Genomic DNA, 13,553 nt, shown 5'->3' on the forward strand with positions numbered 1-13,553 from the left:
CAGGTATATGCCTTATTTTTTGTGCCTTGTCCTTATTTTTTCTCAGATAAGGGATTCCAGGGTACTGAAGAGCTCACGGATATCAATAGGCTTGGAGATATGCCCGTTCATCCCCACGTTCATGGCCTTCAGCTTGTCCTCTGCGAATACGTTGGCTGTCATGGCTATTATCGGTACCTTCTTACAATACTCATTGTCAAGTTCCCTGATTTCCTTGGTAGCCTCATAGCCATCCATTACCGGCATCTGAATATCCATCAGTATGCCATCATATTGGCCGGCCTTGGCAGCCTTCATCTTCTCTACTGCTTCTTCACCATTTACAGCCACCTCTACCTTAAAGTTGGCCCCCTCCAGCAGGGCTGTGGCAATTTCCTGGTTTATAATATTATCCTCCACCAGCAGCAGGCTCTTACCTGTAAAATCGTAATCAACCTTTTTGTGCACTGCCACATCGGTATCCTGGTGCATTATGGTCTTAAATTCAAGGGTTACTACAAATCTGGTACCCTTGTTCAGCTCACTGTCAACAGTAATCTTTCCGCCCATCATGTCCACAATGCTCTTGGTAATGGACATTCCCAGGCCTGTCCCCTGAATACCACTGACAGTGGTATTGCGGGCCCGCTCAAATGGTACAAACAGCTTGTCTATAAAGTCCTTGTCAATACCAATGCCCGTATCCTCCACATGGAATTCAAAAGTGGAACGGTTGGCATCGCTGGCCGGCTTCTGAACAAGGCTGAATCGCACCTCGCCCCCCTCAGGGGTAAACTTCACAGCATTGCTGAGCAGGTTCAGCAGAACCTGCTTTAAGCGGAGACGGTCACAGAGAACCGTGTCATCCATAATACCATTGGTATCAATCAGCAGCTTCAGCTTGTTCATCTCCACATCAGACTGGAGAATGGACTTCAGCTCATCCACAAGGGCTATGAGATTGGTAGGCTGTGGGTCCAGCTCAATGCGGCCGCTCTCAATGCGGCTCATATCCAGCACATCATTGATAAGGCTCAGGAGATGCTTGCTTACCAGCTTGATCTTTTTCAGATATGCCTTTACCGCCGGCGCATTTTCTACATTTTCCTCAGCCAAGGCTGTATACCCCATAATTCCATTCATTGGTGTGCGGATATCGTGGGACATATTATTAAGGAAAATACTCTTGGCCTGGCTTGCCTGCTGGGCCTTTAAAAGTGCTTCCTCAGTCTTGTTGATCATATCCTTGTATTCGCCAATATCCTGCAATACACCATAGAGGCTCATAGGAGTACCATCATTGCGCCGATTCAGGCGAGCATAGGTGCGACACCACACATAGCCCCTGTCCTTTGTCTTTATTCTCAGCTCATGGTCCACAATATTTACATCATCATTGGCACCATGGAGAATTTCCCATATATATTTGCCACCCTCCTTCAGGTCATCAGGATGAATGAGGCTCACCACAGCCTCCAGGGTATCCGGAATTTCCTTAATGCTGTCATACCCCAGAATATGGCGCAGGCCGTCACTCCAGGTTACGTTGTCCACATTGCCCACCGGATCAAATTCAATAAGCCAGTTGGCAGATTTCAGGGCCTCGTGGTTATTCTCAATAATGGAAATAGCCCGGCGCTGCTTTGCCAGCAGTTCCCTGACCTCATCATTTCTGGTAATGAGCTGCTCATTGGCATAGGCCTGCTGCTCATTGGCCATTATCAGCTCATCGTTGGCAACCTTCAGCTGATCCGTCTGTACCCGCAGCATCTGATTAACCTTGGCCACCCGCTTGCGGTTTCTGGACAAAATGTACATATTTGTCAAAATCAGCAGGAATATCACTGCCAAAACAACCAGAGCCCACCAATAATCGGCCAGTATATCAGCCGTAGTGGAACGAACCGAAGAAAATACACTGGTAGAAATATCCTTGTCAAAATCCCTCTGGTCCAGGCTGATAATCCCCCGTTCCAAAATGGACAATAAGCGGACATCACTGCGACTAACTGACAGAACTACACCAACATCAGTGAAGCTGTCAACTTCTGTCAGATTATTATAATTGTTGTTCCGCTGGAGATATTTACGAAGAACATACTCGTTGGAAATAGCTGCATCAACGTCACCATGCTTAACTGCCTCCAGAGTCTCCTCCACAGTTTTATAATATACATATTCGTATGTCTTTTCTCCATCCTCCATCATAAAAATTGATGTAGCTCTTGGCTTGTTGACAGATACCGCTACCCGCTTGACATTTTCAACGTTAAAATCCTGCCGCACTACCATCCGGAGTCCCACATTTAAAATGTCATTGGTCTGGGATATGCCCATCTTTTCAGCCCACCACAAATCCTTGTAGAAGCCAAAGGCAGCATCCACTTCTCCCTGCACCACAGCATTTTTTAATGATATTCCGTCAGGATATGGCACATAAGTAATTATTGACGGGTCCACTTCAATATTATTGCATATAGCCGTCATTACTTTTGTAATGACTCCATCAGGAATATCACTATCCTTGTTTTTACCGCTAAATGGCATATTATTGGAAAAATAGCCAATACGCAGGCTCTTTTTATTATAAAGCCATTCCCGGTCCTCCGGTGAAATACGCGGGTTCACCATAGCCTCCCGGAAATATTTATATTCCATATCATTTCTAAAGGAAGGATGTGAATCCATTATTATAGGCTGAGCCCGATTAAGCTCCTCCACCAGGTCTGTCCTCTTTTTGGAGGTAGCCAGATAATAATCGGAATCCCCCAACAAAAGCACATTGGAAATTCCCTCCAGCTTTCCTTTAAAATGAGTCATTACCAGGGCATCAATCTCACCATCCATCAGTGCCTTAATCTTGTTGGCACTGCCACCGGACATTTGAAGGATTTCACAATCCAAATTGTTGTCACGAATCCAATCCTCCAAGAGCTTGACCTGGATGGACTTCTCCTCTACGCCAATTACCTTCCCATTAAATGTACTTAAATCCGTACTGTCTATCTGGTTATTATCAGTCTTTACAGCAATATAATATATTTCCCGGCCCATGCCATCCTTTGGATAGTTAATCTGTAAGGCACGTTCCGGGGTGTAGGAAACATCCGTCATCAGGTCGATTTCCCCTGCAAGGAGCTTTTTATAAAGGTCAGACCAGCTGCCATATACATATTCATAACGCCAGCCAGTATAATTGGCCACGGCCTGAAGATATTCATAGCCGTAGCCGGACTTAACGGCGCCATCCTCTGCGCCAATCATAAAATTGCCATCATTAAAGTAACCCACCTTGACCACTTTTCCGGTCTGAGGTGCGCTGATGTCCATGTCTGCTGGAGTAATTTCAACTGGCCTTGGACTGCCACAACCGGCGAAAAAACATAATAGCAGCATCATACATATCGTGAGCAGACGTTTATTCATGGTTAATCACCTATTGCAACATTCCATCAGGCTTCACATTCATAAGAATCTCCCTGACCAGTTCCTCTTCCAGTTTATTTTGAAATTCTGCCATGGCCTTTTCTTCTTCTGCCTTAAATTCCTTGCGCCCGATGGCATTGCCATCCTTCAGCCCCACTGCATAGCCACTGTCGTAGCCCACAGTAAAACAATCCTCCGCCACGGAGTGAATGACCTCCTTAAGGCTGTTACGAAATACTTGCTGAAGCTCGGCATCCACCTTGTAGCGCACAAAAACACCGGAAAGCATCCGGGCCAGCAGATCCTGCTTGCCCAAGGTATCCTCCGACAGAAGCTCCTTTAAAGGAACCTCCTTGACGTTATTGATTTCTACTGTCTTTGTTTTCGCAACCATAATAATCCCTCAATTCTGTGTGTCCGGGTTGCTAAACTAGCCTCTTCACCTTTCTTTCTCACTGCTCTATACCTTCGACACTGCCCCCTGTTTTTCCTGCCACAATTTGTCCGATGTTAACGGGCGCTAAGACTCCACCTGTATAAGTATTCATTTTATGATTGTAAACTTGTATACCTATGTGTTAAAATACTAAAGTATGATTGAATTTTTATAGGGGGTCTATGACTAATGGAAAGAGAATCCTTCCAGTCTCGGCTGGGATTCCTGCTGGTAAGTGCGGGCTGCGCTATCGGCATTGGTAATGTATGGCGTTTTCCATACATCTGTGGTGAGTACGGCGGTGGATTGTTTGTACTTATCTATTTATTATTCCTGTTGATTATGGGTGTGCCTGTACTGGCAATGGAGCTGTCTGTAGGACGTGCAAGCCGTAAGTCTGCATACCTTGGTTTTAAAAAGCTGGAGCCGGAAGGCACCAAGTGGCATATTCACGGTCTCACCAGTATTCTGGGTAACTACATCCTCATGATGTTCTACACCGTGGTATCCGGCTGGATGCTTGACTATTTCTTTAAGTTCATTCGTGGTGAATTTGTGCCGGGCATGACCACTGAACAAATCGGCAATGTTTTCGGCAATATGCTGGCTGACCCAGTGGAGCTGGTATTCTGGATGCTTCTGGAGGTAGCCATCTGCTTTGTTATTCTCAGCGCCGGTATTCAGAGTGGTCTGGAGAAGGTTACCAAGATTATGATGGGTGCCCTGCTGGTGCTTATTATCGTTTTGGGCCTGCACAGTCTGGTTCTGCCGGGTGGTATGGAGGGTCTGTCCTTCCTGCTGCTGCCTAGTCTGGACGGTGTAAATCAGCACGGCTGGTGGACAGTTATTTCCGCTGCCATGAATCAGGCCTTCTTTACCCTGAGTGTTGGTATGGGTTCCATGGAAATCTTCGGCAGCTACATTGACAAGCACAATTCCCTTCCTGGTGAGTCTGTGCGCATTGCTGCCCTTGATACCATCGTAGCTATTATGGCTGGTCTCATTATTTTCCCAGCCTGCTTCGCTTATGGTCTGAGACCGGATGCCGGCCCGTCTTTGTTGTTCATTACCCTGCCTAACGTATTTATGGATATGACTGGTGGTCTTATCTGGGGAGCATTGTTCTTCCTCTTTATGACCTTCGCCAGCTTCTCTACAGTATTGGCAGTATGCGAAAATATCATTTCCTTCTGCATGGATACCTTTAACTGGGGCCGCAAGAAGGCCGCTATCATCAACGGCTTCATGGTAGGTCTCCTGAGCATTCCTTGTGCTCTGGGCTTTAACGTATGGGAAAGCCTGACCATTATCGGCAACCGCGGCGTGCTGGATACCGAGGACTTTTTGGTAAGTAACCTCATTCTGCCAATCGGTTCTTTGATCTTCCTGCTGTTCTGCGTATCCAAGTACGGCTGGGGCTTCAAGAACTTCTTTGAAGAGGTTAACACCGGTGACGGCATGAAATTCCCAACCTGGGTAAAGGGTTATTTCCAGTGGATTCTGCCAATTATGCTCTTTGTAATCATTGTGCAGGGCTTAATTCAGTAAAATTGCAAGCTAATAGGGACTGGGATTTATGTTCTCAGTCCCTTTTTTCGTGCTTTATTTATGCCTCTATTTATACATTTTTTATTTATGCCTTTATTCAAATTTCTTCAGGGCCGGACCATTCAAGTAATCACAGCAGTCCCCCTGACGATAGCCCTTTTCTTCCATTTGCCGTATAATGCCGTCCCGAATCTTGAACCAGCCCGTGGACCAGTTGCTGAAAAGCGTATTTTCCGCCGGAGCCCTACCAATTACCCGCTGCAGAACAATATCCGGGGACAGATGCCGCAGGAACAAAATCACCCGCTTTTGGTATTCGTCACGGCCAATAAGCTCCAGCTCCCCCTTTTCATACTGCTCTGCCATAACCGTGCCCTTGACTATATAAAGGGCATGGAGCTTCACCTGATCCAGCTTTAGGGCCGACATGATGTGGGCCGCTTCAATGGCATCCTGGTCCGTATCCCATGGCAGATTTAGTATAAGATGGGCACAGGTCTGAAGCCCATAGGCTTTTATCCTCAATATAGCATCAATGAATTCCGCCAGGCTATGGCCCCGATTAATCTTATCCAGGGTATGGTAATTGACAGACTGGAGCCCCAGCTCCACGCAAATATCTATGTTGTATTTGCGGGCTATATCCTGCATGGACTGCAAATAATCATCACGAATACAGTCCGGGCGGGTGGCAATATACACCGCCACTACCCCCTCGGCCCTGGCCGCCTCCTCCAGATAAGCCGAAAATCTGTCCAGTGGCAGATAGGTGTTGCTGAAATTCTGGAGATATGGAATAAATTTCGTGGCCTTGTACTTGGGCACAATATGGGCCTTGTTGGTCTCTATTTGCTCCGTTACGGTCATATCCGCCGGCAGATTTTCATAGCCGGTGCCAATTTCCCCACAGAAGGTACAACCGTCCATTCCACAGGAACCATCCCGATTTGGGCAGCTCACCGGCAAGGCAACTGGCAGCTTGTAGGTCTTCTCCCCATAGCGGTTTATTAGATATTCTGAAAAGGTATTATATACTGATTGGGTCATATTATTCCACTTACATACTCCCTTATTACTCATTTTTTAGGCCTGTGCCTGCTGACAAAGAATGTTTACCGTAGTCTCATTTAGTCTCATTCATACATGAGATTTAATGAGACTAATTTGATACTATAATGAGACTCTTCTATAAAAACATAGTAATTCTGCGTTTGAACGTACATTTTCCAATATAGTAAAAATGAGACTGAGATGAGACTCACCATTATAGTTTCCACACAGATTTATTTTTATCATAAGAAGCACCTGTAATTTTCTTTATTTTGGCATAATCTCTAAATACAGTAGCCCTTGAAATATCAAACTCGGCCATCACCTGTTCTACCGTTAAATGTTTATTTTCACAAATCAAATAATAAATAGCCTGCTCTCTTGCTGACAGTGTCTTTTGATTGGCTGCTTCCTTAGCAGCTTCTTTATTCAGTGGGATTGTAATCTTAAAAACATCATCTTCAAACAGCTCTGGTTTACCGCCATCCGAAAAAATTGGTGTATACTTGTATAAATTAATTACCCCCGAACCAATTGTATCAGTTCGTCCTATATTAGCAAAGAAACGCTGAATAATAGGATTTTTAGGATAAGGCTGAAATTCATCCTGCATTATATTGCCATGCCGTCTCGGAATGCACCAATTTTCAGTTTTAAGCCAATCCTTTTCAATAATCACCTTTGCCGGATAGGCACTGGAATAGTCTCGATGAACAAGAATATTGCCTATTACCTCTCTGGATATTAGGTCCCTAACGCTTGTATTAACATTATTTATCAAATGAAACTTATCTGAGGTATGCTTAGCAACAAATTCCATCAAAAGGTCATAAGCTTCTATAAGGTTGGTTGTAACCAGCAGTCGGTCATCATAACGTTCCATATTTTCAACTCTATAAAGAGCATCCGTCACATATCCAGGACAGCAGGAACTAATTACTTCATCCTTTCCTAAAAGCAAAACCGCAGCAAGATTGTATCCTTCCATCCCTGAAGAAAAGTCTTTCTCCCATAATCCTGCACTTTTTAGCAAATCTTCATCGTTTAGTTCAAGCCAAGGATGATCCGGCTTTTTACTCTTTGCTAAATTTCTTATTTTTTCAAGCAAATCCATTCTTAACTCTGCAGTTGTTATATACGGAAAAATCTTTCTTTCTACGTAGGTATTACTTTTCCTATTGTACAAATTCTGTAACTGAATAGGCGAATCCGTTATGTCCATATCACCATCTTCATTACGGTCATAAATCCTGTTTGCACATTTCTCGACAGTTGATGTAGGCGGTACATAAACCCATAAAAGAGTCATTCCATAATACTCAATCTCTTCAATAGACAAATACAATGTAGGATACATCTTATCTGGATTATTAAGCTGATTAACAAAGTTCTTCTTCATATCCTTAATCAGCTTTTTGTTAATACCTATTGGCTTTCCACTATCATCAACACCTAGAATAATATATCCACCATACCTATTAGAAAATGAACACACTGTTTCATAAACATCATCTCGTATCCCATTCTGGCAAGCCTTATATTCTACTGTAATTTTCTCATCTTTCGTGAGAAGCTCTCTCATTTTTTCACTTGTCATTAATAAACTAGCTCCTTCCACGTTTTTTATAATTACAGGATACTTTTTCTTTCATCTACAAGGTATCTTGAAACTCCCTTATTTCGTTTAATATACGTACAATTTTTTCTTTTTCTGTATTAAAATCTAGAATTTTCTTAGTACGTGAAGATGAACTATGAGCCACTTCGCCTCTTTGTGAACCAAGCGAATCTAATTCATTCAAAAAAGCTTGATCAAAAATTTCCATATCATATCCTAATGGTTTATAAAGTTTCTTTAAATCTTTTTGCTTGATTCCATGATTTCCGTCAATATTATGTTTGTAATCAGAAATTACTTTCATTGCTTTTGTTTCAATAGAGTCATTAGTCTCTATTGGTTTAGTTTCTAAAAATAAAGCTGCCAGATTTTTGTTAGCTATATTTGAGCTAAGCCATTCTTCTTTTCCTTTTTCTAAAAGATTACGTGCAATTTGCTCAATATAATCCTCAAATTCTGCATGACACAAAACAATCATGGCTCGCACCATATCTTGTTCTTTCGGTGTTGGCATGCTCGTCGGTTCCTGCTCAAAATAAAAATTACTTATTATCTCATTAATTCTTTTTTCTAAAACTTCATATGATTCTGATCTATCATCCATAATTATTCGCTCACCTCAATAGCAGAACCATTATTTTTAAATTTTTGAAGTTTTCCAATCTCTTTATTCGAGTCAATTTCCATAAGCAAATCAGCAAACTGATTAAACCTTCCAACCACTTTTTCCGTCATTTTAGGATAGCTTTCAATTGTTTGTATAAATTCTTGCTTGTCATTAAGTTCAATGAACTTTTTAGTAAATATATCACAATCTTTTTTTATCCTATCTCTAATAATTGGATTGGAAAAATAGAAAGAAAACAATTCGAATATGCACCTATTAAAGGATCTAGATGATTCTCCATTCGAATATCTACCAAAAGGATGTTTTTCGAACAACTCATAGGCAAATTTAATTGCTTCTTCTAATTGTGTAAAATCATTCTTAATACTATCTTTCTTTTCGTTCCATGTACGATTTAGTTTTTCACAAGTAGAATCCATAAATTCTTTTAAATTACCTTTATACTCCAAAATATAGTACTTAAACGCAAAGTATCGTAAAGCCAATTCAACATCTCGCATTCGTTTATCTGGCTGTTTATTACCTAACATTTTTCTAATGTATTCACTGTCAGCTGAAGCATTATCAAGATAATTGAGAAATTCTCCTGGTTTTAAAGCTTGTCTCAACTCCTGTGGTGATAATTTTTTGCTTCCTGTATTAAGTCTTAAAAATACAGTATACAAAAAATCCTCATCTGGCCAATTTTTGATCACTACAGTTCGTATTGTTACATTTTCTATGTTTGAAAGATATCGTTCTGGTATATCAGAATATTTCTTTTTATTCAAAGAATCTAATATTTCCAGCCCCTGCAACGAAAGAATTTCATAATCCTTACCATTCAATTCATTTTTTATAGAATCACAGCCAGAAAAAAACTGCATAATACTGAGTAGGCGTTGTTTTCCATCAATTACAATATAATGATTTCTATTTTTCCTATCTTCTGCTAAAACAATTGGAGGCACAGGTATACCCAACATTAAAGATTCAATCAATTTGCTTTTCTCTTTTTTAGTCCATGCATCTCGTCTTTGAAAATTTGGATTCAAATCGATATTTCCCTTTGCCGTTTGACGCGCAATAGTTTCCGCTGTCCAATCCGTTCCCCATACAACAGCATTTGAGAAATCGACTTCCTTCGCAGCCTGATCCTCTTCATCTTCTTCCATTACTTCATCGATTAGTATTTCTTTTTCATCCATATTCTCACCTCAAAATTGCTTAGCCTTATTCTCTATGAATAATTAGGTCTATTCTTCTCTTAAATCTTGCTTACTACTTTCTGCCAGCATAATCCATAATTTTAAGCTATTTTTCATTCTTGACCCTATTTTTATGATATTCATTAAACCATTAACACCTCCATTATAACACGAAACCATGAGATAATAGGCCTTCGAAATCAAAAGATTACATAGAAATTGCCCCAGCTGAGTACAATCGATAAAAGTGCAAGTCCCCTATGATGATACATCATAGGGGACTTTTATGGATGAATACAGACCTCACATCTTTCAATCACCATTCACCTTACCAAAACATTCTCTCAGCTTTAAATATTATTTTTCCTCATGATAATGTTGAGCCATTGTTCATTTTCCCTACCAACTCGCACATCACCAGTTTGCCATTCATCAATAATCTCAAGTTCATTATATTCTTCCAATAATGCAGCTAGTGACTCCGCCGTCATATCAGTAAAATATCTACCATTTCTCTGGCCTTCAAAATTACCATATTTAAAAGATGTATAAAAAATGCCGCCACATTTAAGCGCAACAACAATTCTTCTTAACACATCTTTAAGCTCTGCAAGTGGTAAATGAAGAATAGAGGCACAGGCCCAAATCCCATCATATTTTTCACGCTCTGAAAGTTCATTAAACAAGTGATGCTTCACCTGGATACCAGCATATCGACTTGCTATGCTGCATAACTCCGGTGAACCATCCCAAGCCTCAACCATAAGCCCCACCTCAACAAATGCCTTTGTATCACGCCCAGCACCACAACCAAAATCTAAAACGACTCCCTTGGCTGGCAGCTTTTCAATAAATTTATTTCGTATTTCAGAAAAGTCCACTTTCTGAGTTTGTGTTGCAAATTCATCAGCATTATCAGCATAATAATCCAATGTTTTCAATACTGCTTCTTGTATCACTGAACCAACTCCTAGTTTTATTCTGACAAATTATCTTTATTTTTATATCTCCGCCAATAATAATCCTGCACTCTATAGGCAAGAATGTCCTTTACATGCTCATATATACCTGACATAGAAAGAATTTCTTTGACTCTATCATCAAATTCCAAAAAATTCTCGTCAGTAACAGGCTGATCCTTTACGTAGCCAGCCCCAGAATTCTTTAAAAATTTTATAGGCATTTCTATGATTTTCCTAGTATGCCATCTATCATCCAAATTCAAATAATCAGTATATGACGCCACATCACTTAAATCTCGCCAATTACGATTATATCCGAAAAAGGACTTCCAGCGAAGTAAAACTTCTTCCTTTGACACAGATTCTTTTATCCGTCCATTATCAAGAAATGACTCCAAGACTGGCATTTTATACACCTTTGTCATATTGGTATTTTCCAGCCAATTAATAAATTCCCTGCCATAACATTTGATAATATCATTCTCCTCAGAAGTAAGACAGTCGTGTCTATTTAAAAATCCAAGGTAATCTTTAAATGGATTTATCTTTGGCTTGCTCATACAAATAGAATATATTTCACCGCTCATTTGATTAAACAATTCCAACCTGGTAGGATGCCTACCACCTAGTTCAGTACAAATACGTTGAAATTCTTCATCTACAATTGCAGCATAATTCTGTTTTTTACTTTTAAGTTTTTCAAGAAGATCGATAAGCCGAACGTCAAAGTCCACAAAACAATTATCAGGATATGGCGTTTCTCCAGACACATGGTAACCACTATCTTTTTTAGTATCCCTTCCATATTGATAATCACTCGTCAAATATGTTTGCACTCTATCAGCATTGATATAATTTCCTATAAAGTCCAATACCACAAGATAATCTTTTCCATGATATTGTCTAAGCCCACGCCCCAACTGCTGCAGGAACACCACCGGTGACTCAGTTGGCCGGAGAAACATCACCAAATCAAGGCCCTTTATATCAACACCTTCGTTGAACATATCTACTGAAAAAATGATTTCAAGCTGACCTCGTTTCAATTCCTCCAGCGCTGTATCTCTTTCCTTTGCATATGCTCCTTTTTCACCACTGTAAACAGCTGCAGCATTTACTCCATTTTCACAAAAATATTGTGCCATAGCCTCAGCATGTTCCCGGGAGCAACAAAATCCTAATGCTTGCCTACGGGCAAATTTACGATAATTTTCCATTATAAGCGTATTACGGGAACCATTATCTAAATAAGCTCTAGTTAGGGACTGAATTTGATAATGTCCTGCATTTCTCTCTACATCATTATAATCTGTATCATCATAAATTCCATAATAATGAAATGGCACAAGAAAACCTTTGTTTATTGCTTCTGCCAAACCAATCTCATACGGAACATTGTAATCACATAACGCAAAAATGTCCCGCCCATCCATTCTTTCAGGCGTAGCAGTCAATCCCAGCAAAAATTTCGGCTGAAAATATGACATTATCCTCTGATAATAGTCCGTAACTGCATGATGAAATTCATCAATCACAATATAATCAAATGCATCCCTTTCAAAATATTCTGGTGCAAGATATTTTTCTTGCCCCAATGTAGCCACTGACGCAAAAATCAAGTCGCTGGATGTGTCTTTAAGACTACCCATAAAATAACCTCTGGTCTTTTCGCTATGGACATGGCCAAAAGATTCTACTGCCTGATGTAATATTTCTTCTCTATGCGCTATAAAAAGCACCCGCTTAAATTCTCTTGAATCAAATGCGGCTAAATAGGTTTTTCCGATGCCTGTTGCTGCTTGAACTAAGCCCTTGCAACCGCCATCCTGCCGCAATTTTTGAAGTGCATAAAGTGCTTCTATCTGTGCTCCCCTGGGTTCATATAACGGTATTATGGTATTGCCCTCATGTTCAAAACGCTTGAAATCCTGATAAATAGCTGGTTTATGCCAGCTTTTTGAATATTGAAGCAATCTTTCATCGTCCAATTCATAGCTGTGCTCATTCCACAATTCTTGAAATGTGTCCTTAAACTTTTTGAAATTTTCCGGCTCAACATCACTTCTAAAATTATAGTTCCACTCTATTCCGTTAGTAAGAGCCGAACGGGAAATGTTTGAGCTACCCACAAAAATTATACAGCAATCATCAAATTCAAACATATAGGCTTTAGGATGGAAGGAGCGAGTATTATCATCATACATGCGAAGCTCCACGTAATCTCCTAATTTTTGCTTAACAATATAAAGGGCCTCCGGCTGGGTAATATTTAAATACCGCCCTGTAAGAATCCTAATATTTACGCCGCGCTCAGTTGCCTTTTTTAAATCATCAATTATCAACTTTATACCCGATGTCATAAGAAATGATACAACTATATCAATTTTATTGGCATTTCTGATACACATCTTTAACTGATATAGGAGCTGATTACCCACTCCATCTGCTCCTGTACTTACATTTGAATATGTTACCTCGGCTGCTTCTTTGACCAGATATGTTTCTGTTGTAAGCATTTTACCCATGTACTCACCGCCAGCTTTGTAATCATTAAATACCATTACGCATTTACTTTTTTGTTATTCTACATAAGATAAAATAAACCTTTAATTAAATGTAATTATAAGATGGATATTTAATAAAAAAAGAAAAGAACGTACGCTAAGTACGCTCTACTTTAAACTATATTACTTAGATATATTTGGAATGATAACAATAT

Annotated in this window: 9 protein-coding genes; 1 reads left to right on the forward strand and 8 read right to left on the reverse strand. The window is 40.3% G+C overall.

What is annotated here, in order from left to right; translation table 11 throughout:
• Nucleotides 1–42: 42 nt before the first annotated feature.
• Complete coding sequence (locus tag D081_RS07270) at nucleotides 43–3,405, reverse strand: transporter substrate-binding domain-containing protein (protein WP_085023528.1); 3,363 nt, start codon at nucleotides 3,403–3,405, stop codon at nucleotides 43–45.
• A gap of 10 nt (nucleotides 3,406–3,415) precedes the next feature.
• Entirely contained in the window at nucleotides 3,416–3,799 is a 384-nt protein-coding gene (locus tag D081_RS07275; RefSeq protein ID WP_085023529.1) for a hypothetical protein, read from the reverse strand.
• Nucleotides 3,800–4,030: 231 nt separating this feature from the next.
• On the opposite strand from D081_RS07275, the gene D081_RS07280 reads away from it, so the two are divergent.
• A complete protein-coding gene (locus D081_RS07280) occupies nucleotides 4,031–5,389 on the forward strand; it encodes a sodium-dependent transporter (protein ID WP_085023530.1) in 1,359 nt (452 codons plus the stop codon).
• Between the two features lie 93 nt (nucleotides 5,390–5,482).
• Here D081_RS07280 and D081_RS07285 read toward each other — a convergent pair whose 3' ends face one another.
• The 6 genes from D081_RS07285 to D081_RS07310 form a co-directional block, all read right to left on the reverse strand.
• Complete coding sequence (locus D081_RS07285) at nucleotides 5,483–6,469, reverse strand: TIGR01212 family radical SAM protein (RefSeq protein ID WP_233127452.1); 987 nt, start codon at nucleotides 6,467–6,469, stop codon at nucleotides 5,483–5,485.
• Nucleotides 6,470–6,653: 184 nt separating this feature from the next.
• Nucleotides 6,654–8,036 carry an RNA-binding domain-containing protein gene (locus D081_RS07290; RefSeq protein ID WP_085023532.1) on the reverse strand — a complete coding sequence of 461 codons (1,383 nt, stop codon included), beginning with the start codon at nucleotides 8,034–8,036 and terminating at the stop codon, nucleotides 6,654–6,656.
• A gap of 55 nt (nucleotides 8,037–8,091) precedes the next feature.
• On the reverse strand, nucleotides 8,092–8,661 hold the full coding sequence (locus D081_RS07295) for a HEPN domain-containing protein (RefSeq protein WP_085023533.1): 570 nt from the start codon (nucleotides 8,659–8,661) through the stop codon (nucleotides 8,092–8,094).
• Nucleotides 8,662–8,663: 2 nt separating this feature from the next.
• Nucleotides 8,664–9,872, reverse strand: a complete 1,209-nt coding sequence (locus D081_RS07300; RefSeq protein WP_085023534.1) for a DUF262 domain-containing protein — start codon at nucleotides 9,870–9,872, stop codon at nucleotides 8,664–8,666.
• A gap of 350 nt (nucleotides 9,873–10,222) precedes the next feature.
• Entirely contained in the window at nucleotides 10,223–10,831 is a 609-nt protein-coding gene (locus D081_RS07305; RefSeq protein WP_233127453.1) for a bifunctional 2-polyprenyl-6-hydroxyphenol methylase/3-demethylubiquinol 3-O-methyltransferase UbiG, read from the reverse strand.
• A gap of 17 nt (nucleotides 10,832–10,848) precedes the next feature.
• Nucleotides 10,849–13,395 carry a DEAD/DEAH box helicase family protein gene (locus D081_RS07310; protein ID WP_233127454.1) on the reverse strand — a complete coding sequence of 849 codons (2,547 nt, stop codon included), beginning with the start codon at nucleotides 13,393–13,395 and terminating at the stop codon, nucleotides 10,849–10,851.
• Nucleotides 13,396–13,553: the final 158 nt, after the last annotated feature.

The sequence above is a fragment of the Anaerovibrio sp. JC8 genome (assembly GCF_002100115.1).
Lineage (GTDB): Bacteria > Bacillota > Negativicutes > Selenomonadales > Selenomonadaceae > Anaerovibrio.

What these genes read in the sequence shown, in the direction of transcription:
- D081_RS07270 (WP_085023528.1), bottom strand. Translation starts at nt 3,405, where the DNA reads ATGAATAAACGTCTGCTCACGATATGTATGATGCTGCTATTATGTTTT.
- D081_RS07275 (WP_085023529.1), bottom strand. Translation starts at nt 3,799, where the DNA reads ATGGTTGCGAAAACAAAGACAGTAGAAATCAATAACGTCAAGGAGGTT.
- D081_RS07280 (WP_085023530.1), top strand. Translation starts at nt 4,031, where the DNA reads ATGGAAAGAGAATCCTTCCAGTCTCGGCTGGGATTCCTGCTGGTAAGT.
- D081_RS07285 (WP_233127452.1), bottom strand. Translation starts at nt 6,469, where the DNA reads ATGAGTAATAAGGGAGTATGTAAGTGGAATAATATGACCCAATCAGTA.
- D081_RS07290 (WP_085023532.1), bottom strand. Translation starts at nt 8,036, where the DNA reads ATGACAAGTGAAAAAATGAGAGAGCTTCTCACGAAAGATGAGAAAATT.
- D081_RS07295 (WP_085023533.1), bottom strand. Translation starts at nt 8,661, where the DNA reads ATGGATGATAGATCAGAATCATATGAAGTTTTAGAAAAAAGAATTAAT.
- D081_RS07300 (WP_085023534.1), bottom strand. Translation starts at nt 9,872, where the DNA reads ATGGATGAAAAAGAAATACTAATCGATGAAGTAATGGAAGAAGATGAA.
- D081_RS07310 (WP_233127454.1), bottom strand. Translation starts at nt 13,395, where the DNA reads ATGGTATTTAATGATTACAAAGCTGGCGGTGAGTACATGGGTAAAATG.